Origin of the sequence: Herbaspirillum sp. ST 5-3 (assembly GCF_004804275.1) — a bacterium.
Classification (GTDB): Bacteria; Pseudomonadota; Gammaproteobacteria; order Burkholderiales; family Burkholderiaceae_D; genus Noviherbaspirillum.
In genome coordinates this window covers 320,861-344,311 of record NZ_STGI01000005.1, presented here as the reverse complement: position 1 = coordinate 344,311, position 23,451 = coordinate 320,861, and the positions used below count along the sequence as shown (strand labels likewise).

At 59.0% G+C, this 23,451-nt stretch carries 23 protein-coding genes and 1 tRNA gene; 8 read left to right on the top strand and 16 right to left on the bottom strand.

Translation table 11 applies throughout. From position 1 onward, the window contains the following. Positions 1-423: 423 nt before the first annotated feature. The 10 genes from E6W33_RS13035 to mutL form a co-directional block, all read right to left on the bottom strand. Entirely contained in the window at positions 424-1,434 is a 1,011-nt protein-coding gene (locus tag E6W33_RS13035; protein ID WP_168798636.1) for a DUF2971 domain-containing protein, read from the bottom strand. A gap of 109 nt (positions 1,435-1,543) precedes the next feature. Next, positions 1,544-2,356 (bottom strand): hypothetical protein, encoded by an 813-nt coding sequence (locus tag E6W33_RS13030; RefSeq protein ID WP_136417742.1) that lies wholly within the window; start codon positions 2,354-2,356, stop codon positions 1,544-1,546. Then, on the bottom strand, positions 2,356-2,679 hold the full coding sequence (locus E6W33_RS13025; protein WP_136417741.1) for a hypothetical protein: 324 nt from the start codon (positions 2,677-2,679) through the stop codon (positions 2,356-2,358). The genes E6W33_RS13030 and E6W33_RS13025 overlap by 1 nt, the downstream gene beginning before the upstream one ends. Further along, positions 2,676-2,906, bottom strand: coding sequence for a hypothetical protein (locus E6W33_RS13020; protein ID WP_136417740.1), 231 nt, complete (start codon positions 2,904-2,906; stop codon positions 2,676-2,678). The genes E6W33_RS13025 and E6W33_RS13020 overlap by 4 nt, the downstream gene beginning before the upstream one ends. Then, positions 2,903-3,133, bottom strand: coding sequence for an AlpA family transcriptional regulator (locus E6W33_RS13015; protein WP_136417739.1), 231 nt, complete (start codon positions 3,131-3,133; stop codon positions 2,903-2,905). Before E6W33_RS13015 ends, E6W33_RS13020 begins: the two co-directional genes overlap by 4 nt. 116 nt (positions 3,134-3,249) lie before the next feature. Next, entirely contained in the window at positions 3,250-3,738 is a 489-nt protein-coding gene (locus tag E6W33_RS13010) for a hypothetical protein (protein ID WP_136417738.1), read from the bottom strand. Further along, entirely contained in the window at positions 3,735-4,976 is a 1,242-nt protein-coding gene (locus E6W33_RS13005; protein WP_136417737.1) for an integrase arm-type DNA-binding domain-containing protein, read from the bottom strand. The genes E6W33_RS13010 and E6W33_RS13005 overlap by 4 nt, the downstream gene beginning before the upstream one ends. A 165-nt stretch (positions 4,977-5,141) precedes the next feature. Beyond that, positions 5,142-5,218: transfer RNA gene (locus E6W33_RS13000), tRNA-Met, on the bottom strand. A gap of 76 nt (positions 5,219-5,294) precedes the next feature. Next, complete coding sequence (gene miaA / locus E6W33_RS12995) at positions 5,295-6,251, bottom strand: tRNA (adenosine(37)-N6)-dimethylallyltransferase MiaA (protein WP_136417736.1); 957 nt, start codon at positions 6,249-6,251, stop codon at positions 5,295-5,297. Continuing rightward, positions 6,248-8,065, bottom strand: coding sequence for a DNA mismatch repair endonuclease MutL (gene mutL, locus E6W33_RS12990; RefSeq protein ID WP_136417735.1), 1,818 nt, complete (start codon positions 8,063-8,065; stop codon positions 6,248-6,250). Before mutL ends, miaA begins: the two co-directional genes overlap by 4 nt. Before the next feature lie 143 nt (positions 8,066-8,208). On the opposite strand from mutL, the gene E6W33_RS12985 reads away from it, so the two are divergent. Further along, positions 8,209-8,850: a VTT domain-containing protein gene (locus E6W33_RS12985; RefSeq protein ID WP_136417734.1), complete on the top strand. Its 642-nt coding sequence runs from the start codon at positions 8,209-8,211 to the stop codon at positions 8,848-8,850. Positions 8,851-8,918: 68 nt separating this feature from the next. On the opposite strand, the gene E6W33_RS12980 is transcribed toward E6W33_RS12985, so the two are convergent. The 3 genes from E6W33_RS12980 to tsaE form a co-directional block, all read right to left on the bottom strand. Next, a complete protein-coding gene (locus E6W33_RS12980) occupies positions 8,919-9,425 on the bottom strand; it encodes a chemotaxis protein CheW (protein WP_136417733.1) in 507 nt (168 codons plus the stop codon). A gap of 199 nt (positions 9,426-9,624) precedes the next feature. Continuing rightward, a complete protein-coding gene (locus E6W33_RS12975) occupies positions 9,625-10,983 on the bottom strand; it encodes an N-acetylmuramoyl-L-alanine amidase (RefSeq protein WP_136417732.1) in 1,359 nt (452 codons plus the stop codon). Beyond that, positions 10,947-11,432: a tRNA (adenosine(37)-N6)-threonylcarbamoyltransferase complex ATPase subunit type 1 TsaE gene (gene tsaE, locus E6W33_RS12970; RefSeq protein ID WP_136417731.1), complete on the bottom strand. Its 486-nt coding sequence runs from the start codon at positions 11,430-11,432 to the stop codon at positions 10,947-10,949. The genes E6W33_RS12975 and tsaE overlap by 37 nt, the downstream gene beginning before the upstream one ends. A 77-nt stretch (positions 11,433-11,509) precedes the next feature. Here tsaE and queG point away from each other — a divergent pair, with 77 nt between their 5' ends. Next, positions 11,510-12,628 (top strand): tRNA epoxyqueuosine(34) reductase QueG, encoded by a 1,119-nt coding sequence (gene queG, locus E6W33_RS12965; protein WP_136417730.1) that lies wholly within the window; start codon positions 11,510-11,512, stop codon positions 12,626-12,628. Here queG and E6W33_RS12960 read toward each other — a convergent pair. The 3 genes from E6W33_RS12960 to E6W33_RS12950 form a co-directional block, all read right to left on the bottom strand. Further along, positions 12,599-13,489, bottom strand: a complete 891-nt coding sequence (locus tag E6W33_RS12960) for an AEC family transporter (RefSeq protein ID WP_136417729.1) — start codon at positions 13,487-13,489, stop codon at positions 12,599-12,601. The genes queG and E6W33_RS12960 overlap by 30 nt on opposite strands. Before the next feature lie 133 nt (positions 13,490-13,622). Next, entirely contained in the window at positions 13,623-14,213 is a 591-nt protein-coding gene (locus tag E6W33_RS12955) for a response regulator (protein WP_136417728.1), read from the bottom strand. Positions 14,214-14,315: 102 nt separating this feature from the next. Then, the gene (locus E6W33_RS12950; protein WP_136417727.1) at positions 14,316-16,367 is read right to left on the bottom strand and encodes a PAS domain-containing sensor histidine kinase; all 2,052 of its coding nucleotides are present in this window, start codon (positions 16,365-16,367) and stop codon (positions 14,316-14,318) included. 142 nt (positions 16,368-16,509) lie between these two features. Here E6W33_RS12950 and E6W33_RS12945 point away from each other — a divergent pair, with 142 nt between their 5' ends. The 6 genes from E6W33_RS12945 (at position 16,510) to E6W33_RS12915 (ending at position 23,371) form a co-directional block, all read left to right on the top strand. After that, on the top strand, positions 16,510-17,514 hold the full coding sequence (locus E6W33_RS12945; protein WP_136417726.1) for a TRAP transporter substrate-binding protein: 1,005 nt from the start codon (positions 16,510-16,512) through the stop codon (positions 17,512-17,514). Positions 17,515-17,622: 108 nt separating this feature from the next. After that, positions 17,623-18,183, top strand: a complete 561-nt coding sequence (locus tag E6W33_RS12940) for a TRAP transporter small permease (protein WP_136417725.1) — start codon at positions 17,623-17,625, stop codon at positions 18,181-18,183. Then, the gene (locus tag E6W33_RS12935) at positions 18,180-19,457 is read left to right on the top strand and encodes a TRAP transporter large permease subunit (protein WP_136417724.1); all 1,278 of its coding nucleotides are present in this window, start codon (positions 18,180-18,182) and stop codon (positions 19,455-19,457) included. Before E6W33_RS12940 ends, E6W33_RS12935 begins: the two co-directional genes overlap by 4 nt. 253 nt (positions 19,458-19,710) lie before the next feature. Further along, positions 19,711-21,804, top strand: coding sequence for a methyl-accepting chemotaxis protein (locus E6W33_RS27840; protein WP_282183696.1), 2,094 nt, complete (start codon positions 19,711-19,713; stop codon positions 21,802-21,804). Positions 21,805-22,162: 358 nt separating this feature from the next. Next, on the top strand, positions 22,163-22,924 hold the full coding sequence (locus E6W33_RS12920; protein WP_136417723.1) for a TerC family protein: 762 nt from the start codon (positions 22,163-22,165) through the stop codon (positions 22,922-22,924). A 21-nt stretch (positions 22,925-22,945) separates the two neighbouring features. Beyond that, on the top strand, positions 22,946-23,371 hold the full coding sequence (locus E6W33_RS12915) for a universal stress protein (RefSeq protein ID WP_136417722.1): 426 nt from the start codon (positions 22,946-22,948) through the stop codon (positions 23,369-23,371). The last annotated feature ends 80 nt before the right edge of the window (positions 23,372-23,451 follow it).

Here is a 23,451-nt window from a genome sequence, read left to right as displayed (position 1 = left end):
TAGGCATATCCATAGAAGTATTCCTAGTCGTAATTTTAAGGAATACCAATGGTCCGGAGATTCAGGGGGCTACTTCAATGCCGAACTGGAATGCCGCCTGCTGGTCATGCACCTTGCCTACAAAATGCGCCAATCTATAAGGTTTCGCAAAATTGCGGCCATAGTTGAATAGCGCTACGCCATCGACGACCGACCATTTTTCTAAGACTTCGCTCCCACAAACGTCACGATTAGAGCGCGTTTACTCAGCATACAATGATCCAAATTCTTGGGCGTGAAAGCGCTACGGGAAAAAATTGGCGAACGAGTAAAGGTGCTTCGGCGCGAGGCAGGGATTTCGCCAGAAGACTTTGCAGATGCCTGTGGCGTCGCGCGTAGCTGGGCGATTCGTCACTGTAACGTCAAAGAACGGTTATTGACCTGTTACCGGCCGGGATAACGTGTTTCGTATCCAATCCCATATCGATGCGGATGCCGCTTGGCTTGAATGACTTTGACAGATGGTTGGTAACGCCCAACTATATCAATAATCTCATCTGCGTAAGGACATTGGCATCCGACGATAATGCCAACGAGTGAGTCATCACCGATATGCAGACGATTATTCTGGGTTACAGGTAAGTCCTTCACTTGACGAGATGCATCGAGCGCAATCACTCGAAATTCGTTCTCATATTTCCACGCGATCGCCTTAACGAGGAGAGCTTTAAATCCGAAATCTTCGCTACTTTCCGAGATATGGCTGACAGGAAGAGTATCGTTATATGAAACCTCAAAAGCGCTGCATATTGGATAGGGGTGAGTGTCAAATTGAAGACAAATTCCTCTATGGCTGTCCGCATAGTGCGACCACATTAATAGATCGTCGTCCTTTGGTGTGAGGCAGTAGACACGATATTTCTCATCAATGTCGTTCCATATTCCCTCCGCACATTGTTCAACGATACTGCGCAGGAGCGACGGCTTTTGCCGCATTTCGTGTGCGTCGGCCGCCTTTGTCCTTATTCCAATTTTCATAAACCAATCGATGGTTTGATCTCGTATTTTTGGATCTTCTAAGGCTTCGAGGTCGAACCATGGGCGGCAGTCCCAAGGGTCGTTAAATGCAGCTGGGGACGAGAGGTAGATGGTCCGACTCCTGAGGGTTTCTTCAAGGCGGTCACGCGTCGCGGGCGTGTAAGACTGATAGTGATACAGGCGCGCTTGAGAGCTTGGATCAATACACTTCATTGACACGGTTTTGCTCCTTCTGTTTTGGGCATTAGTCGGCAATGGACGAGTAATCATGCTCATGGCAAGGATAACCTCTGGATGCTGCGCTTTTCCAGAAAACTGACAGCATTTTTTGAGCATTAGGTCCGCAAAGTATGGGCCACGGGGTGACAGGCGCTGAAAGGTTGAGGGGTGACGAGGTTCCAAGGGAAGTTTGCCCAATTTCATCTCGTCCCGTCACCCCTCAAAATCGTTAAGGGATGAGGCTTGGCGGGGGTGACAGAGACAATCGGGAGCTATGCTCCCGAAAAGGCCATACGTCACCCCATTTTCATCGCCGTTCTGCATCATGAATCATCCTGATTTGACGCAGCACCTCGTCAACCTTTGCCAGCTGCTTCGCCGCTACCTGTCTTGTGATTTCCTCGCCGGTCAGTTGACGATACCGGCGCGCGACTTCGGTTGGACTATTCGACATGCGCGAGCAGAGCCACAAGTTTCGGCGACGAGAGAGCGTGATCAAAGCGTCGTTGCTGGTGAAGGTTCTCGTTCGTCGAATCGACGCCACATCATCTTGTAGCGCACGGAAAACTTGACCCCTCATTGCAGCAGTTGCTGCTGCTCGCCTGTTGATTGGTGCAGATCGCAAAAGCGTGCAATCAAGTTGCTGTGCGTCCGCCAAGCTCAACGCACGCACGATCTTCCACGCCGGGCGCTTTCCCTTGTGAATGATCCACTCAGCGGTAGTCAGGAAGCGCTTTTCTGTCCAAAACGTGAGCTGTCGATAGCGTTGGTATCTGCAATTGGCAATGTGTTCTCGGTGCCAATGGCTCAACCATCGCAGATCGAATAGCATTAGATCGCATCGCTGAACTAGGGTGTGCTTGCCTTCGGGCTGGCCGTCAAGCCAGACCCATGGAGGAATTTCGCGCGAGATCAATTCATCGGCGAGCAAGTATGCCGCAAGCCTTCGACCATTGAAAAATTCGGCCTGAAAGCGTTCGAGCAAATGCTCGCGACCCATCGACTCCAATCGCTGCCGGACGGCTTCGATAGTCGCTGCTGATGCCGCTTCGAATACTGCGGAGAGGGCGCGAAACCCCTCTCCGCTATCCTCGATAGGTGCAGAGGAAGAATAACGCATCACCGATTTGCAACGTCGTTTTCCGCGGGCGAATGAGCATCGTCCAGGATGCGCTGTCCGAGCGTCCGATAGTCGGGCGAAATGCGCTGGATTGCGTCCAGGATGCTTTCGCTGCTCGTTCGTCCCATTCGCAGACGTGCGGCGAGTTGTGCATGTTCTGTCGTTCCTCTCTGATGATGACGAAAGAACGCGACTGCCTCCCACAGCTCGCCGGGGTTTTTGGCCGATGCCGTGATTGTCGATGTGATCGCTTCAGCCTCACCGGCAAGACGATGAATCATCCGCTTCTGAAGCGCGTCGAGGTCGGAAAACTGGATTGTCATTGCTTGCTCCCCTCGCCATACCAAACTGCAGACAGTTCGTCGGCGCGCTGGTCGATAATTTCAACGATGACGATGGGTTCGCGGAAGCGCATGCCATGATGGGCTACGACGCGGTCAGCGAGGGCAATGGAGTGCGAGATTTCGGATTCTGCGAGCGTTTGGCGGACGGTTTCCGCATCGACCGCGTAGAAGTTTTCGAGCGAGAGCCAAGCACGGTTGCAAATCATGCTGCCTCCCTGCGCGATGCCACGACGCGATCTTCCAGCCATCTGTCGATGTCAATCGAAAGCCAGCCTACGGCGCGCTCTCCCAACTTGATTGGTGCAGGAAAAGTTCCTTTTTTCACCCCGTCATAGATGCCAGAGCGGCTCAGTCCTGTCCGATCTTTGACCCGAGGAAGACGAAGGACGGTGCAACTGGTCGTAGGAAACTGCAATACTGCGTCATCGTTCATTGTTCATTGCCTTTCAAAAAAGTTCATTGCCGTTCGTGAATTCGACAATGAGTGAAAGGTAACGAGGTCTGTTCAATAGACCAATGAATTGGACGCGGTCGGTCGCCGTCCGTCGGCTACGGTCGATGTTTCAGTCGGGTTTGAAGTCGCCCTTTTAGTGCGCGAGGGGTGAAAATCTCCCTCACGCCATTTGCCTTTTGGTAGGGTATGCCCGCTCGGGAGGCGGGGCCAAGCAATGGTGCCGGTCTATTCGAAGCGGCCGCTAATTTGCCCATCTCTGCGAAGACGCTGTGATAATTGGTCGGCTCGACCGCATGCCGAAGTGCAGTGTCGATGACGGCGTCAAGAGCGTCTCTTCCGATACGCTTACCAATAACTGGCAAGGCCGAGGGTAACGGCGACTCCTTTACTCTCGTTATCAATTCAATTTCACGGTCATGCTGCGCTTTTTCGTGGTTGCGGCGACGTATTTCAGCGGTCAATGCATCTTCAAGTTGCTCGATTTTCTCGTCGTAGCGATATTTGAGCTTTGCTTTCTCAGCAATGTGACGGAGTTTGTCCAAATCAATTGCTATTTCCTTCGCTGCCTTGTCGCTATTGCTCATGCTGCTTTCCCGAAATTGGCCGCAACCACGTTACCGGCTGATTTGAGAATGTCCAAATAGTCCGCCCACGCTTGCATCATCTTGCGCCGCTCTGCAAGGTGCGAAGTGCGGTTGTATGCACGTCCATTTGGGTCTTTCACAGCGTGCGCGAGTTGGTGTTCGATAAAGTCAGGCCGGAAACCAAGTTCCTCGCCGAGAATGGTGCGAGCCATTGCCCTAAAGCCATGCCCGCTCATTTCGTCATTGCCAATTCCCATACGCCGCATTGCAGATAGGACGGCGTTGTCACTCATTGGGCGTTCGCCGGATTGCGGACTTGGAAAAACGTAGCGGCCTCGTCCGGTCAGTGGATATAGCTCTCGCAGAACCGCGACCGCTTGCTGTGACAGGGGGACGACGTGCGGGGTCTTGGTCTTGGTAACGGTGTAGCGCCACTCCGCCGCGTCAAGGTCAATGTCGGCCCACTCGGCTTTGCGAAGTTCGCCGGGGCGCACAAAGATCAAAGGTGCGAGTTTCAGGGCGGCTTGCACGGTAGGCGTGCCTCGATAGCCATCAAGCGCGCGCAAGAGTGTGCCGACCTGTTTGGGGTCTGTGACCGCCGCGAAATGAGTTCGGCGGCTCTTGACCGATGGGAGCGCTCCCCTGAGATCGCGCGAAGGATCGCGTTCGGCACGGCCTGTTGCAACTGCATACCGGAATACCTGACCGCAGTTCGCCAGCGCGCGGTGTGCGGTTTCCAGAACGCCCCGGCCTTCGATCCGCCGTATTACGGTCAGCAGTTCGGGCGCGGTGATCGTCGCAATTGGCTTGTCGCCCAAGTATGGAAATACGTCGTTCTCAAATCGGCCCAAAATCTTGTCATGATGGCTTGCCGCCCATCCGTCCTTGTTATTGGCAAGCCATTCGCGCGCGACAGCTTCAAAATTGTTCGCCGCTTGAGTCGCCTTTGCTGCCTTTTGGGCGTCTCGATGGTCGGCAAGGTCAATGCCTTCGCCTGCCAGCTTACGCGCTGCCAAGCGCTTTTCTCTTGCCTCAGTAAGGGAAACTTCGGGATATCGGCCAAGTGCAAGGCGACTTTCCTTGCCGTTCAACCGTTTGAATTTCAAGCGCCAGAGTTTTGCGCCGGTCGGCATCACTTCTAGATACAGGCCGCCGCCATCCGATAGCTTGTAAGAGGTAGCCTTAGATTTTGCGTTCTTGATTTGGGCGTCAGTCAGGGGCGCGACCAGTTTCGGCATTTTGGGGGCATCCTGTTCTTGTTTTTAAGGGCATGACCCCAAGCCTGCCCCCAAAAATACCGGATGTCAACGAACTTGACTGGACGTAGAAAAACGAAAAACCCGCATTCTCACTGGGAGAGATGCGGGTTTTTGGATGTCCTTGGATTCCCAAAAACATGTATTTGGTGGTGATAGGTGGACTTGAACCACCGACCCCAGCATTATGAGTGCTGTGCTCTAACCAGCTGAGCTATATCACCAAAATAGCCCTAAATTATGCTGTGTTCAGTAACGGCTGTCAAGATGGCTTAAGCCGGTTTTTTGCCGGTCCGCACATCATTCGCGGTTTAGTGCGCGGCAGACATGCCGAAGTACTTGTCCGGCAGCGTCGGGCGCGATGCAGTCGACGACGATCCGGTCTTGCATGGCGCGCAGCCAGGTCAGTTGACGCTTTGCCAGCTGTCTGGTCGCGGCGATTCCTTTTTCGCGCAGACTGCTCATATCGTACGCGCCGTCGAGGTATTCCCATGCCTGCCGGTAGCCGACGCAGCGCATCGACGGCAGGCCTAGATGCAAGTCGCCGCGCGCACGCAGGGAGCGGACTTCTTCCAGCAAACCGCCGTCGGAAGCGTTAAGCATTGCATCGAATCGGGCCGCAATGCGTGCGTGGAGCACGCTGCGATCCGACGGCTCCATCGATAAGGGGAGCAACTGGAAAGGCAATTCGGTTTTCGGTGCCTTCGCCAACAGTGCAGACATCGGGCGTCCAGTCAATTCGATGATTTCCAGTGCGCGCTGAATGCGCTGCGCGTCGTTCGGTTTCAAGCGTTCCGCGGTTGCGGGATCGAGGGCCGCGAGTCTGGCGTGCATCGCAGGCATGCCTATCCGGGCGGCTTCGGCGTCGAGACGGGCACGCACTTCCGGGTCGGCCTGCGGCAGCACGTCGAGTCCCTCGCGCAGAACCTTGAAATACAACATGGTGCCGCCGACCAGCAGCGGTAATTTGCCGCGTAGTGCAATATCGGCAACCAGCCGCAGCGCATCTTCGCGGAATTGCATTGCGGAGTAGGCGTCGAGCGGATCGAGGATGTCGATCAGGTGGTGCGGTACTTCCGCCCGCTCGGCGGGAGTCGGTTTGGCGGTGCCGATATCCATGCCGCGGTATACCAGCGCGGAATCGACCGAGATCACTTCCGCGGGAATGTGCCGCGCAATTTCCATGGCAGCGGCGGTCTTGCCGGACGCGGTCGGTCCCATGATCGCTATTGCGAGCGGTTTTTGCGTGGAGCTCATTGTCCGCGCAGGAAGAGCTTGTCGAGATCGGACAATGCAAGTTGCACCCAGGTCGGACGGCCGTGGTTGCATTGGTCCGCGCGTTCGGTCGCTTCCATCTGGCGCAGCAGCGCATTCATTTCAGGCAGCGTCAGTGCACGGTTGGCGCGCACGGCGGTGTGGCATGCCAAGGTGCCAAGCAGTTCGTTGCGGCGCTCGACCAGCACGCGCGAGCCGCCGAATTCGCGCACGTCGCGCAATACGTCGCGCGCCAGCGTTTGTGCGTCGGCGTTCTTCAGCAATGCCGGAATGGCGCGCACCGCGAGCGTGGTCGGCGACAGTGCGCTGATGTCGAAACCGAGTGCCTGCAAGGCGTCCTGGTTTTCCTGCGCCGTGCCGACTTCGACCGGGTCGGCATAGAAGGTGACCGGAATGAGCAGCGGCTGCACATGCATGGCATTTTCGTCGAGCGCGTTCTTCAACTGCTCATAGAGAATGCGTTCATGTGCCGCGTGCATGTCGACCAGCACCAATCCTTTCCGGTTTTGCGCCAGCACGTAGATGCCGTGCAATTGCGCGAGCGCGAAACCGAGCGGATAGTCGTCGTCCGGAAGTGCTTGCATCGCCGGGGAAAACACCTGCGCAAGGGGAGCGGGCGCGACTTCTTCGGTGCTTGAAGCGGCAAACAATGCGCCGTAGCTGGCAGTAGTTTGCGCGACACCGAGATCGGAGGAGAACTGCGACGGAAACCGGGTTTGCTGCTGTTCGCGTATCCATGCGATGGTCCCGGAGGGGGCGGTCACGGGCGCGGGTGCCGAGCCTGCCGCGGTTGCCGAAGTCTGCGCCAGCACGCGGCTGACCGCATGGAATACGAATTGATGTATACCGCGACTGTCGCGAAAGCGCACTTCGATTTTCGAGGGGTGCACGTTGACGTCGACAAGGGCGGGATCGAGATCGAGGCTCAACACGTAGGACGGATAGCGGTCGCCGTGCAGCACATCCTGATAGGCGGCGCGCACCGCGTGGGTGAGCAGCTTGTCGCGCACGAAGCGGCCGTTGACATAGAAATACTGGGCGTCGGCGCGCGCCTTGGAGGCGGTCGGCAGGCCGACAAAGCCGTACAGGCGCAGGGGGCCGGCGGCCTCCTCCAGTGGCAGCCGCGCGTTCGCGAATTCGTTGCCGAGAATATGCGCGCTGCGCCTGTCCACTTCGCTGACATTCCAGTGGTCGACTGTCTTGCCATTATGCGACAGCGAAAACGCGACGTCGGGGCGCGACAAGGCGATGCGGCGCACGACTTCGGCGCAATGCCCGAATTCGGTTTGCTCCGACTTCAGGAACTTGCGGCGTGCAGGCGTGTTGAAATACAGATCGCGCACGTCGACCGTGGTGCCTTGCGCGCCGGAAGAGGGGACGACCTGGCCGGTCTGGCTGCCGGAGATTTCCCATGCATGCGCCGCAGTGGCGGTGCGGGAGGTCAGCGTCAATTGCGCGACGGAGGCGATCGATGCCAGTGCTTCACCGCGGAACCCGAGGGTGTTGACGTTTTCAAGGTCATTCAGCGATGCGATCTTGGAGGTCGCGTGCCGCGCCAGCGCGAGCGGCATCTGTTCCGGCGGGATGCCGCGTCCGTTGTCGGTAATTGCGATGCGCTTGACGCCGCCTTCTTCCAGTCGCACCGTGATCTGGGTTGCGCCGGCATCGAGCGCGTTCTCGAGCAATTCCTTCACCACGGCGGACGGACGATCGACAACTTCGCCGGCGGCGATTTGCGAAATGAGCTGGTCGGAAAGTGCCTGGATCGGGCGGGCGGGCAGGTGCGGGGCGTTCATGGAAGGATTATAACGCTGCGCGGACACGCCCTAACGATGCACCGGCGCGAGCGGATTGCGGAATTGTGCAAGACTTTGTTCCATCTCTTTATGTCCGGCAAAGCGCCGGTGTATGATGCGGGCCATCTTTCATCGGAGCGTCAATGGACTTCATGCAATTCTTCGACATGATCTTGCATGTCGATAAATATCTCGGCCAGGTCATCGCGCAGTACGGCACGATGGTCTATGCCATGTTGTTTGCCATCGTATTTTGCGAGACGGGACTGGTGGTGCTGCCTTTCCTGCCGGGCGATTCCCTGCTATTCATCGGCGGTGCGTTTTGCGCGACCGGCGCAATGAACGAGTGGGTCTTGATGCTGTTGTTGATTATCGCGGCGGTGAGCGGCAATACGGTCAACTACTGGGTCGGCAGCGCCATCGGGCACAAGGTGTTTACGCACGATTACCGATGGCTCGACAAGGATGCCCTGCGCAAGACACACGCGTTCTACGAAAATCACGGCGGCAAGACGATCATCCTGGCGCGCTTCATTCCGGTGGTGCGCACCTTCGCACCGTTTGTGGCCGGCGTGTCGGAGATGACCTTCGCCAGATTCCAGTTCTTCAATATTGTCGGCGCTGCAGCATGGGTGGTCGGGCTGGTGGCTGCCGGCTACTTCTTCGGCAACATCCCGATCATTCGGGATCATCTGAACACCATCGTGTTGATCGGCGTTGGTGCCGCAGTCATTCCGGTCGCGCTGGGAGGACTGTGGAAGCTGTCGCGAAGGGTGTGGAAGTAAGGGCCTGAGACTGTCGGCGGACAAGCGAAGGCTGTCCGCCGGGACGGCTTTTCTTGCGGCTGTATCGCTCAGGAAGAAATCTTGTCGATCAGGCCCATTTCCGCGCTGGACATGAGCTTGTCGATGTCAACCAGGATCAGCATGCGCTGATCGACCGTTCCCAGTCCGATGAGATAGTCGGTATTGAGCGCCGTCCCCATTTCCGGGGCCGGTTTCACCTGCTCGGGCGACAGCGTGATCACGTCCGATACGCTGTCAACCACCATGCCGACGATGCGTCCGCCAATGTTAAGGATGATGACGACCGTGAACTGGTCGTAGGTCGGCGTCCCCAGATTGAACTTGATGCGCATGTCGATGATCGGCACGATGATGCCGCGCAGATTGACAACGCCCTTGATGAATTCCGGCGCGTTGGCGATGCGGGTCGGTTCTTCGTAACCGCGCAATTCCTGCACCTTCAGGATATGGATGCCGTATTCCTCCCGGCCGAGGGTGAAGGCGAGGAATTCGTTGGTGGAGAGATCGTTCTCCAGGATATTCGTTGCGGTATTGGCCGTTGTGGTTTGCGTCATGTCGCTTGTCCTTGTCGAGATTGGTCTGGTGCCTGGCTTTCCACAGACGCGCAGGGGAAACCCGGAACCGAATAAATAATTTCCGGCCCGCAATAAAAGAGTAGCAGAGTCTTTGCCGGAATGCGATATCGTGTTGCATCGACCGTGGTCGTTGCGGCAGTGCACAAATTTCCGGTTCAGGCGCAAAGGCGCCGTCCGATTACATCATCCGGTTCTTCGCCAGCGGCGGATTCTTGGCAAAGTACTTTCTGATTCCCTTCAGCACGGCATCCGCCATTTGGTCCTGATAGGCGTCGTCGCTCAGCTTGGCTTCCTCTTCCGGATTGGAGATGAACGCGGTCTCGATCAGGATGCTGGGGATGTCCGGCGCCTTCAGAACGGCAAAACCGGCCTGCTCGACCCCTGCCTTGTGCAGGCGGTTGATGCCGCCGATTTCCCCGAGCACGGCCTTGGCCAGCTTGAGGCTGTCGTTGATCTGCGCGGTCGTGGACAGGTCCAGCAGGACGCTGGCGAGCTGCCGGTCATGCCCCTTGATATTGACGCCGCCGATCAGGTCGGCCGCGTTCTCCTTGTTCGCCAGCCAGCGCGCGGCGGTGGACGATGCGCCTTTTTCGGACAAGACGAATACCGATGAGCCGCGCGCGGTCGACTCGATCCAGGCGTCGGCGTGGATCGATACGAACAGGTCGGCCTGCACCTTGCGCGCCTTCTGCACCCGCACGTGCAAGGGCACGAAATAGTCGGCGTCGCGCGTGAGCATGACGCGCATATTGGCCTGGCCTTCGATCTTGTTCTTGAGGCGCTTGGCGATCGACAGCACCACATCCTTTTCGCGGCTGCCTGCGCGGCCGATCGCTCCCGGATCTTCGCCGCCGTGGCCGGGGTCGAGTGCGATGGTGATCATGCGCGTCAATATCGCCGGCTTGTCATCGCGGGGATCGATTTTGGCGGTCTGGATGTCCGCTTGCGGCACTTTGGGCGCGGCAGGTTTCTGCTCGGCCTTGAGATCGGGTGCGGGCGGAATGGGTTCGGCCGACTGTTCGCCGGCCCACTCGCCCTTGGCGATCAGCGCGGCGATCGGGTCCGGCGGATTGACCGGGTACAGATCGAAAATCAGCCGGTGCTTGTATTCGCCGATGGGTGCCAGCGTGAAGACTTGCGGGTTGATTTCTTCCTTCAGGTCGAACACCAGGCGGACCACATTGGGCCGGTTCTGGCCGACGCGCACTTGCTTGATGTAGGGATCGTTGGGTTCGATCTTGGCGACCAGTTGCTTGAGGGTTGGATTGAGCTCCAGGCCCTCGATGTCGACCACCAGCCGTTCCGGATCCTTGACGATGAAGTGGCTGGTCTTGAGATTGCTGTCGTTCTCCAGCGTGACGCGCGTGTAGTCCTCCGCCGGCCAGACGCGGACTGCGAGGATTTGCGCGGCACGCGCGGGCAGCGGAGCAAAAACGGAAAGAAGCAGCGTTCCGCCGGCCTTGAGAACGGTGCGGCGCGTCCTGGACGTCGCAGCGGACTTCACAGGTTCGGTGCGAATTTCAGACGGTCGAGACATTGACAACCTTGATCGGACAAGCCTTGTAATTCTATATCACGTCCGTCGCCGGAGATGCTCAAATGCACCTCGATGTCTGGCGCGGGCAACACACCGGCCGCTTTTTCCGGCCATTCGATCACGCAGACAGTGTTTTCATTGAAGTATTCGCGAAATCCGGCGTCCAGAAATTCTTCGGGGCCGGCCAAGCGGTACAAGTCGAAGTGAATAACCTCGACCTGGCGGCCGCCGAGCAGGACGGCGTAGGGCTCGGCCAGGGTGTAGGTCGGGCTTTTGACGTGGCCGGCGTGACCGGCGGCGTGCAGCATGGCGCGCGTCAGCGCGGTCTTGCCGGCACCGAGGTCGCCATGCAGGTAGATGGTGAGGCCCGGCGCCAGCGCACGCGCCATCGCGGCGCCCAGCGCAGCCGTGCCTTCTTCGTCATGCAGGTGAGTCTGAAAGTGCTGCATCTCGTAAAATGGGTTCTTTATCCTGTCAGGTGCGGGCGCGGCACCATGATGTCGCGCGCACCGCAAAGAGTTTTGTCATGACTTTCCCCGATAGCAATTTATCTACTCTCGCGCTGGCGATCAAGGCGTGGGGCCGCGAACTGGGCTTTGCGGAAATCGGGATAGCGGATGTCGATCTGTCGCATGCGGAGCCGGGTCTGCAAGCCTGGCTGGCTGCAGGTCATCATGGCGACATGGATTATATGGCAGCGCACGGCATGAAGCGCGCCCGGCCGCCGGAACTTGTGCCGGGCACGATACGCATCATCACCGCGCGCATGAATTATCTGCCGCAGGATGCGGGCGATGGGTGGCGCGACCGGGAAGAGGCGCGCAATGCCGACCCGCAGAATGCCGCCATTTCGGTCTACGCACGTGGCCGGGATTACCACAAGGTCTTGCGCGCGCGGCTGCAGCAGCTTGCCGATCGCATTCGCGGCGAAATCGGCGACTTCGGTTTTCGCGTATTCACGGATTCGGCACCGGTGCTGGAGGTCGAGCTGGCGCAGAAATCCGGCATCGGCTGGCGCGGAAAGCATACCTTGCTGCTCAATCGCCAGGCCGGATCCATGTTTTTTCTCGGCGAACTGTATACCGACCTGCCGCTGCCGGTGGATGAGCCGGGAGGCGCGCATTGCGGACAATGCCGCGCCTGCATCGATGTCTGTCCGACGCAGGCCATCCTCGGTCCTTACCGTTTGGATGCGCGGCGTTGCATTTCCTATCTCACGATTGAACTGAAGGGTAGTATTCCGGAGGAGCTACGGCCGCTGATCGGCAATCGCGTGTACGGCTGCGACGACTGCCAACTGGTCTGCCCCTGGAACAAGTTCGCCGAGCGCGCCAGCCTGCCTGATTTCGACGTGCGCAACGGGCTGGACAATGCGACGCTGGTCGAGCTGTTCGCCTGGGAAGAGGACGACTTCAACCGCAGGCTGGAAGGCAGCCCGATACGACGCATCGGGCATGAGCGCTGGCTGAGAAATATCGCGGTGGGCTTGGGTAACGCATTGCGTCAGACGCCGAACGCCGCGCCGATTGTCGCCGCCTTGCAGTCGCGCGCAAATCACCCCTCCGAACTGGTGCGCGAGCATGTTGCCTGGGCGCTCGCGCAGCACGCGGCGGCGTCAGCGGGCCAGGCTCAGCCAGATCGGTAGGGTCAGGACCGACAGAGCGGTGCCGGCGGAAATCAGGAAAGCGACGAAAGGGCCGTTGCCGCCCATGCGCGCGGCCAGCACGTAGGCGCTGGATGCGGTCGGCAAGGCGCAGAACATGACTGCGATTTGCAGTTGCAGGGGCGGCAGACCCATCCAGCGTCCCAATGCGTAACTGATGGCGGGCAGCGCGAGCAGTTTGACGGCGAGGAAATAGGAAGCCAGTCCTTTTGCTTCATGCAGTCCCGACAGACGCAAGCCTGCGCCGACCGTGATCAGGCCGACCGCGATCGAGGCGTTGGACATGCGCGACAGCGTGGCACCGATGACTTCGGGCAGCGGCAAGCCCAGCAGATTGAATGCCATGCCGGAGGCGGTGGCGATGAGCAGCGGATTTTTCGCCAGTTCCAGCAGCAGGCCGCCGCTCTTGTGGACCAGTGCATGGACCGCCGCCATGTTGCAGATCGGGACCGCGAAACCGATGATCAGCGCCATCAGCGAGGTGCCCTGTTCGCCGGCCAGGCGCGAGGCGATGGCGAGCGCGATGTAGGAATTGAAACGAAATGCAGTTTGCACGCCGGATTCGAACATCATCGGCGGGCTGCGGAACAGCGGTTTGGCGAGCCAGCCCAGGGCGATGCCGCAAACGACGGAAATCAGCGCGACCTGAAGCATCTTTCCGGTGCTGCCGAAATCGAAAGGCGTGCGCGCGGTGGAATAGAACAACAGCGCGGGGAACAGGAAAAAGTAGATCAGCTTTTCGAGGCCGCTCCAGAACTGCGGTCCCCAATTGGTGAAGCGCATCAGCAGGAAGCCGAGCAGGATCAGCGCGAAATCAGGGAAGAGGATCGTTACAATCGACATGAAGCGGCACGCAGGAGACCACGGAAAAACGCCATGGTACCGGGGTTCGCCATTTGTTGCCGTAAGTGATAACTCGTAGAGCGGCCGTAGGTTGTGCCGCGTCCCTCAGAATTTCGGTGAACGGCGTGTTCGCTTATTTCAGCAGCCGCGCCAGCTCCACCGCCGTCTTCACATTCATCTTGTCGAAGATGTGCGCGCGGTGCACTTCGACCGTGCGCATGCTGATGCCGAGCTCATCCGCGATGACCTTGTTCATCTTGCCGGCCAGGATCAGGTCGAGGACTTCGCGTTCGCGGATCGACAGCGTTGCGAGGCGCGACTGGATTTCGTCGGCGGCGCCGGCCTCCATGGATGCGGCGAGCGCTTCCTGCACGCGATCCATCAGCTTGTTGTCGTTGAAGGGTTTTTCGAAGAAATCGAAGGCGCCGCGTTTCAAGGTGTCGACCGCCATCGGCACATCGCCGTGTCCGGTCAGAAAGATTACCGGCATTCGTTTGGTCAGGCCGCGCGCCGTGAGTGTGTCGAACAGGGCTGCGCCGCTGATGTCGGGCATGCGCACGTCGAGCAGCACGCACTCGCCTTGCGGATCGAAGCCGGCGGCGCGATCCAGCGCGGACAGGAATGCCGTGCCGCTTTCATAGCCGGTAGCCGGGATCGAACGCGAACGCGCGAGCCACGTGAGCGAATCACGAATGACTTCTTCGTCATCGACAATGTGCAGCATTCAGTCTCCTCAATGTTGCCGAAATTGCCAAGGTTTCGATCCGGAAGTTTCGTGCTTTTCTTCTGATCGCTGTCCTGGCAGTCAGGCATTTGCGGCGAACCGCTAGTTTCCATTGATTATCGCTGAATCTGGATCGAATGGCACGAATGTGTCGCTCAATCCCGGCAAGGAGAAGCGGAAGATCGTCCCGCCATCCGGGTTGTCGGCATGGGTCAAAGTGCCTCCGTGAAATTCGACGGCGGTGCGGCAGATGTTCAGGCCCATGCCCATGCCTTCGGCCTTGGTGGAGAAGAAGGGCGAAAACAAACGCTCCGCCACTTCGGCCGAGATGCCATAACCGTTGTCGATGACGGAGATGACAACGTTCTGCGGTTGTGCGGCGTCGCGTTCGGCAACGATGCGCAGGATGCGGCGTGCCGGATCGACATCATGCATCGCTTCGATCGCGTTGCGGGTCAGGTTGAGCAGCACTTGTTCCAGCATCACCCGGTCGGCCAGCACGCCCGGCAGATTGGAATCGATGCGCGTATTGATGGCGACGAAGAACTGATGCGCCTGCAGTTCGATCAAGGGGATCACGCTGTCGATCAGCTCAGGCACGGTGATCGGTTCGCGGCTCGGCTCGCGCCGCTTCACGAAGGTGTGCACGCTGCGGATGATGTGTCCCGCGCGTTGCGCCTGGATGCCGGCTTTTTCCAGCGCCGGCTTGAGGACCTCCAGATCGAGGCTGCCGGGCTTTGAAGCATGACTGTCAATCATGTTGAGCGCGCCGGTGGTGTAGCTGGAGATGGCGGCGAGAGGCTGGTTGAGTTCATGCGCGAGCGTCGATGCGATTTCGCCCATGGTGGCAAGGCGTGCGCTGGCCTGCAGCTTTTCCTGCTGGCGGCGATTCAGGTCTTCCACCTGCTTGCGGTCGGAGATGTCGAGGATGGAGCCCATCCACCCGGTTTGCTTGCCTGTGTCATCGACCAGCGGTGATTCGAAAATCAATACCGGAAAGCGTTCGCCGTTGGAGCGCTGGAAGACCGTCTCGAACTGCGGTGTCACTCTTCCGGCCAGCACCTGGCTGAAGCGCTGCTGGTATTCGTTCATGGCTTCCGGCGCCCAGTAGGGCATGGGTGGCGACTTGCCGACCAGTTCCTCGGCCGGAATGCCGACCATCTCGCAAAAAGCCGGGTTGACATAGGTGATGCGGCCGTTCAGGTCGCGTGCGCGCAGGCCGGTCATCAGCGAATTTTCCATCGCGGTACGGAATGCCACCTGCTGGCGCAGCGCGCCTTCGGCTGCGAGGCGCCGGTTGATGTCGCGCCATAGCGCATACAGGCTCCACAACAAGCCGAGCGACAACGCGATCACCGAGCCGACCAGCAGGCTGGGCAGCAGTTTCGGCTCGCCCTTGACGCTGTTGGTGCGCAGCGACAGGGTGATGCCCTCCAGCTCGAGCGGGCGATGGTGTGTATACACGCCACGTCCCGGACCACCGGCTGCGCGCCGGTCGAGCACGACGTCGTCCTGGTCGACAATCGCAATCTCGTTGTCCTGCGCAAACCACCAGGGGACCATCTCGCTCAGGATGCTGGACAGGGAGTAGCTTGCGACCAGATCGCCGATGTATTCGTCGCCCTTGTACAAGGGTACATGGTAGTCGAGCAGCATCGGACCGGACATGTTGGGCGGCGGCGCCGGATGGCTGTAGTGAGGGGATCTGGAATTGCGCGCATCCTCCGCAGCCACCAGTGACTGGGGCGGCAAGTCGCTGAGCGACGCCGGCGTGTCGTCGGTAGATATCACCAGGTCACCATCCGCGTCGAACTGCGCGATGCGCGACAGCTCGTGGTTATTCCTCGTCAATGCCATGATTCGGTCGCGCACCCGCTGTTCGGGCGTATCGCCGGCGGCGATGTCTGCCGCAATCAGGTGCAGGGTTTCCTCGTTGCGCGCGAGCTGGAAGCGAATGGTCTGCTCCACCCACAAGGTATCGGCGATCAGTTGCTCCTGCCGCTCGTTGGCTTCCATGCGCTGCGTCTGCCAGGGCAGCCACAAGAGCGTGGACAGGAACAGGAATACCAGCAGGATGGGCAGCAGCCAGCGCCACGCCTGGCGGCGTGACGGAAAGACAAAGTTGAATTTCTGGCGGAATTTGCGGCTGAACATGAGCCTAGTGTAATCCACGGAAAGCTTGACGCAGGTGTGGTGCAGTTGTGGTTATCCACAGTTGTGACCCTTGGCAAGGCTGGTGACAATACCGTTGCAGATCCGAAAAGGTCTTGTTCCCCCCATCCAAATGGAGACATTCATGAAGCTAAAAACCCTGGTTTTCGCCCTGTCCGCCGCAGCCATCATCAGCGGCAATGCATACGCACAAGCGCCGATCGTCATCAAGTTCAGCCATGTGGTGGCAAACGACACCCCCAAGGGCAAGGCTGCGGACCGTTTCAAGGAACTTGCCGAAAAGGCAACCAAGGGCCGTGTGAAGGTGGAGGTATACCCGAACAGCACGCTGTACAAGGATAAGGAAGAGCTGGAAGCGCTGCAACTCGGCGCGGTGCAGATGCTGGCCCCGTCGCTGGCCAAGTTCGGCCCGCTGGGCGTGAAGGAATTCGAAGTGTTCGACATTCCGTACATCTTCCCGAGCAAGGACGTGCTGTATCGCGTGACCGAAGGCCAGATCGGCAAGGATCTGTTCAAGAAACTCGAACCCAAGGGCATCACCGGCCTGGCCTACTGGGACAATGGCTTCAAGATTATGTCGGCCAACAAGCCGCTGCACCATCCGGCTGACTTCAAGGGCCTGAAGATGCGCATCCAGTCCTCCAAGGTGCTGGACGCCCAGATGCGCGCGCTCGGTGCCAACCCGCAGGTGATGGCCTTCTCCGAGGTGTATCAGGCGCTGCAGACCGGCGTGGTCGACGGCACCGAGAACCCTTGGTCCAACCTCTATACGCAGAAGATGCATGAAGTGCAAAAGCACGTCACGGCGTCCAACCATGGTTACCTGGGCTATGCAGTCATCGTCAACAAGAAGTTCTGGGACGGCCTGCCGGCTGACATCCGCACCGCACTGGAAGGCGCGATGAAGGATGCGACCAAGTACGCCAACGCGATCGCGCAGCAGGAAAACGATAACGCGATGGAAGCCGTGAAGAAGTCCGGCAAGTCGACCATCTACACGTTGACCGATGCAGAGAAGACGGAATGGCGCAATGCGCTGAAGCCGGTGCAGAAGGATATGGAAGGCCGCATCGGCAAGGATCTGATCCAGGCGGTCAACAAGGAAGCTGCAGCACTTGGCTTCAAGTAATCAAGGGCAGCAATGATGCGGGTCCGCGCGCTTGAGGGCGGGCTCGCATGGCGTAAATAAAGGTTCGAGAGGCTGCCTGTGCAGCCTCTCTGCCAAACAGGAGAATTTATGAAGTTTCTCGATCATCTGGAGGAGTGGTTCATCGCCTTTCTGATGGGCGCGGCAACCATCGTGATCTTTATTGCGGTGTTGCATCGCTATGCATCCGGCCTGGCGATTCCCGGCTTGCAGGATTGGCTCATCACGCTCAATACCAGTTGGGCGCAGGAACTGACCATTTACATGTTCGTGTGGATGGCCAAGTTCGGCGCCGCGTACGGTGTGCGCACCGGTATCCACGTCGGCGTCGATGTCTTGATCAACCGCCTGGACACCCCATGGCGCAACAAGTTTGTCATTTTCGGCTTGCTCGCGGGCGCAACGTTTACCGGTATCGTCGGTACGCTGGGTGCCAGCTTCGTGTGGGAATTGAGCCATACGAGCAGTACTTCCGAAGTGCTGGAACTGCCGATGTGGATGGTCTACTCGGCTGTGCCGCTCGGATCGTATCTGATGTGCTTCCGCTTCCTGCAAGTGACCTGGTCATTTATCAAGACCGGCGAATTGCCGAAGCACGACCACGCGCATGTTGAAGGACTCGAAGAAGAAATCCACGGAGCAAAAGCATGAACGCAGCCATTATCTTCGTCCTTCTGCTGGTGCTGATGCTGACCGGCATGCCGATCTCGATTTCGCTCGGTCTGACGGTTCTTACCTTCCTGTTCACGATGACGCAAGTGCCGATCGAATCGGTCGCACTGAAACTGTTCACCGGTATCGAGAAGTTCGAGATCATGGCGATCCCGTTCTTCATCCTTGCGGGTAATTTCCTTACCCACGGGGGTGTCGCGAGACGCATGATCAACTTCGCAACCTCGATGGTCGGTCACTGGCATGGCGGCCTCGCGCTGGCAGGCGTGGTGGCATGCGCACTGTTCGCCGCGGTGTCCGGTTCGTCGCCAGCGACGGTGGTGGCGATCGGTTCGATCATCATGCCGGCCATGGTGCGTCAGGGTTATCCGAAAGGCTTCGGTGCCGGCGTGATCACGACCTCGGGCGCGCTCGGCATCCTGATCCCGCCATCGATCGTGATGGTGATGTATTCGGTCTCGACCAATACCTCGGTAGGCAAACTGTTCATGGCCGGCGTCATTCCCGGCTTGCTGCTGGCGTCCTTCCTCGGCCTGACCACCTGGGTGCTGGCCAAGAAGAATGACTACCCGCGCATGAAGAAGGCAACCTGGGCCGAACGTTTCCTGGCATTCCGCAAGAGTGTCTGGGGCCTGCTGCTGATCGTGATCGTGATGGGCGGTATCTACACCGGAATCTTCACGCCGACCGAAGCAGCAGCCATGTCGGCCGTGTATGCGTTCTTCATTGCCGTGTTTGTCTACAAGGACATGGGCCTGAAGCAGGTGCCGAAGGTCTTGCTGGACTCGGCCTCGATGTCGGCGATGCTGCTGTACATCATCACCAACGCCGTACTGTTCTCGTTCCTGATGACCAGCGAAAACATTCCGCAGGCGATGGCGGGCTGGATCATGGACAAGGGCTTCGGCCAGATCAGCTTCCTGCTGGTGGTGAACGTTCTGCTGCTGCTCGCGGGTAACGTGATGGAGCCGTCCTCGATCGTGCTGATCATGGCGCCTATCCTGTTCCCGGTCGCGACGACGCTGGGCATCGATCCTGTGCACTTCGGCATCATCATGACGGTGAACATGGAAGTGGGCATGTGCCATCCGCCTGTCGGCCTGAACCTGTATGTGGCATCGGGCATCACCAAGATGGGTATCTCAGAGCTGACGGTGGCCGTGATGCCATGGCTGCTGACCATGCTGGGATTCCTGCTGCTGATCACTTATGTGCCGCAGATTTCCCTGTGGTTGCCTAACTTGCTGTTCTAGATTTTCCGCGGATCGTTTCGCGGTGAATGGGGCGCGTCTGCGGACGCGCCTTTTTTATTGAAATCCTGTCAGCTCTGTTGTTTTTTTCGAGTGCTTTTTTTGCTGGATCAAGTGCTAAGTGAAATACACAATGGATGTCGCCCGGCAACGAGATTATGATCAGAAGAGATTTCATGTACCTCCATACAAGAAGAACAGACCGACGAATCAGCGGTGGGGATTCTGGAATAATTCCTTTCAAGGGGAGCGTCAAATGAGTATCGATCGGACAACGCGAGAGGGCCTGTTGCGGCCGGCGATCGGCCTGCTGAACAGCATGCGATTCCTCCCGAAAACCTTGCTGATGTCGTCGATGGGCGTGATTCCGCTGCTGGTGCTGTTCTTCATGCTGCAGCGCGAGCTGATGTCCAACGCCGACTTCGCGGCCAGGGAGCGCGTCGGCGTGACTTATGTGCAGCAACTGCTGCAACTGACCCAGCTTGCCGAGAATGCAAGGGCATTCGCCAATGCGGCGCAGGATGGCAATGACGCTGCATTGCGCACGGCTTATGCCGACATGCGCAACCGGACCGGTGAACAGGTCAAGAAGATCGATGCCATGGCCGGCGTCGCAGATGACCTGGAGCTGTCGAAGGAATGGCAGGCAGTCAAGCGGCAGTGGGAGCAGGCCGAGAAAGCCACGGGCGAAGCCGCCGATGACGCGTACCGGAAACTGGTGGCTGAACTGCAGAAGCACATCAAGCAGGCTGCCACGCATTCGAATCTGGCGATGGATCCGGACGTCGATTCCTTTTACCTGATGAATGCCGTCACCTCCTCGCTGGTCACGCTGGCCGCCGATCTGGACGATATTCGCAGCCTCACTGCGGGCGCCATCGCGCGCAAGGAAATCACGTTGCAGGAGGCGCGCAAGGTGTCGGAGCTCGGCGTGCTTGCCAAGCGCTCGATCGCCGACGCCGCGGGCGACATCGACGAGGCGATGGCGAAGAATGCGTTGCTCGAAAAAAGCCTGGGCGATGCACGCAAGCGCCTGGACGCACTGCAGGAAATGCTGACCTCGCACTCTGGCGATCTGTCGAACAGCCCGATCTTTCAGTTGTCACCGCGCGATTATCTCGACAAGACCGCGCAGGCCACCGACGCCTTGTTCAAGCTCGCGGCACAGGCATCATCCAGCCTCGATACCTTGCTCGAAGCGCGTCAAAGCGACCTGCGCCGGCGGCAAATCATTGCGCTGGTGCCCATCGTCCTGATTGCGCTGCTTGCGGCCTATTTCATGCTGGCTTTCTATACCGCGTTCCGCGCCAACCTCGGCATGCTGGAAGCATCGGTAAAGCGCATGCATGGCGGCGACCTCGGCCCGGATCCGGAAGTGCGTTCGAAGGATGAGCTGGGAGCGATCCTGCACCAGGTCGGCGAGATGAAGGGACATCTGTCCTCCATGATTGCCAACGTGCGCGACAGCGCATCCATGATCGACACCGGTTCGCGGGAAATCGCCACCGGCAACGCAGATCTGTCCGCGCGCACCGAGTCGCAAGCGAGTTCGCTGGAAGAAACCGCATCGTCGATGGAAGAGCTGACCACCACGGTCAAGCAGAATGCGGAGAATGCGCGCCAGGCCAATCAACTGGTCTTGTCGGCGTCGGAGGTGGCGATGCGCGGCGGGCAGGTGGTTGGCCAGGTGGTCGATACCATGGGCTCGATCAAGGACAGCTCGCGCAAGATCGTCGATATCATCGGCGTGATTGACGGCATCGCGTTCCAGACCAATATTCTTGCGCTGAATGCGGCCGTCGAGGCGGCGCGCGCCGGCGAGCAGGGGCGCGGCTTTGCCGTGGTGGCGGCGGAAGTGCGCACGCTGGCACAGCGCTCGGCGGCGGCCGCCAAGGAGATCAAGGAGCTGATCGGCGACTCGGTGGAAAAAGTCGATGCCGGCAGCAAGCTGGTGGACCAGGCCGGCCATACCATGGGCGAGATCGTCAACTCGGTCAAGCACGTGGCCGACATCATGAGCGAAATCACTGCGGCCAGCCAGGAGCAAAGCGGCGGCATTGAAGAGGTCAATCGCGCCATCGGCCAGATGGATGAAATGACGCAGCAGAACGCAGCATTGGTGGAGCAGGCCGCCGCCGCCGCGCACAGCATGCAGGAACAGGCGACCAAGCTGGCGCATGCCGTCTCGGTGTTCAAGCTGGAAGCCGGTGCAAGCACGGCCGCTCGACTCGGCGCGGCACAACCTGCTGCGGCGCTGCCGACGCGGCAGAAGACGCTGGCGAGACCCATCGTGAAGCCGAACCACGCGATCGCGCAAGTGCGCGGCAGCGACGAGTGGGAGGAGTTCTGAGCAGTTTCGATTCATGCGCAAACAGCTGAACAACAGCATGCCAAGCGCAGGCCGCCGCCATCAGCAAGACTGCATGCCGGCGGCCTTTCTCATTGACAGCATATTGAAAGCCCGGTCGGGTAAGCTTCGGCATGCAAACGGCCGCTGACGGCGCGCCTCTTTTCCGCGATGAGTTCTTGCATGATTGCCGGGTCTGAGCAAAGAGGCAATAATCCATGCTGTGGATGACAATATGCCGATCAGCCTGTGCCGGTCGCGGCACTTTCGCCTGCCTTGTTGTTCCCATTCCCTTTGGCTGAGCGGCGGGATCGCCGTTGCGTTTCGGCCGGGGAAATTCATTCAATTCATCAGGATCGTTATGGAATCAGGTGTTGCACATATCGGGATCGCCATCCTGCAGATCATCCTTATCGACATTGTCTTGAGTGGAGACAATGCGGTGGTGATCGGCCTGGCATGCCGCAGGCTTCCGGAGCGCCAGCGCAAGCTGGGCATTCTCTGGGGCATGGGCGGCGCGATCGCGTTGCGCGTGGTCCTGATCTTTTTCGCGGTCGCGCTGATGGCCGTTCCTTACCTGAAAGTGGTTGGCGGCGCGCTGCTGATGTGGATCGGCATCAAGCTTTTGCGCCCGGAAGACGAGGGTGACAGCAATATCGAGGCCGGCGACACCTTGTGGGATGCGGTCAAGACCATCATCATCGCCGACGTGGTGATGAGCCTGGACAACGTGGTTGCGATCGCCGCCGCGGCGCGCGACAGCCAGTTGCTGGTCATCTTCGGCCTGATCGTGAGCGTGCCGATCATCATGCTCGGCAGTCAGCTGGTGATGAAGCTGATGGACCGCTTCCCCATTGTGGTGACGGGCGGCGGCGCGCTGCTGGGCTGGCTGGCCGGCGGCATGGTGGTCAGCGATATCGCGATCGGCGACTGGGCCGAACAGGCCTTTCCCGCTTCGCACTGGCTTGCGCCGGTGGTGGGCGCGTGCATTGTGGTCGTCGTCGGCAAGTGGCTTTCCGCCCGCGACGAGGCCGCGCGCGAGGGCAGAATGGAGGACGTCACGCAAAACGGAACGCAAGACGAAATAAAGGCGCCCGATTCACGCAAGGGCGGTCATGGCTGACATTGTTGCAGGAGGAATAACATGCTGAAAATCCTATTGGCAGTCGATGGCTCGGAGAATTCCTTGCGCGCCGCGGCCTATGTCATCAAGCGGGCGTCCGCCGCAAAAGATGCGCATGAGGTGCAACTGTTGAATGTGCAACATCCCTTGCACGGCGATATCAGTGCCTTTGTCGGTACCGCACAGGTCAAGCAATATCACCACGACGAAGGCATGAAAGCGATCGCCAAGGCGCGCACCATGCTGGAAGAGGCGGGAATCACGCATCAATATCATCTGTTCGTCGGCGACCCGGCATCCACCGTGGTGCGTTGCGCCAGGGAATGGGGGTGCGACGAAATCGCCGTCGGTACGCAAGGCCATACGGCCATTGCCAACCTGTTCCTGGGTTCGGTATCGTCGAAAATCGTGTCCCTGTCGGACGTGCCGGTGTTGCTGGTCAAGTAATGCCTTGATCGACTGCGGACGGGCAGCCGGTCTCGCCGCCTGCCGCACTTTTTTCGGCAGAACGTCTCGCCGATTTGATT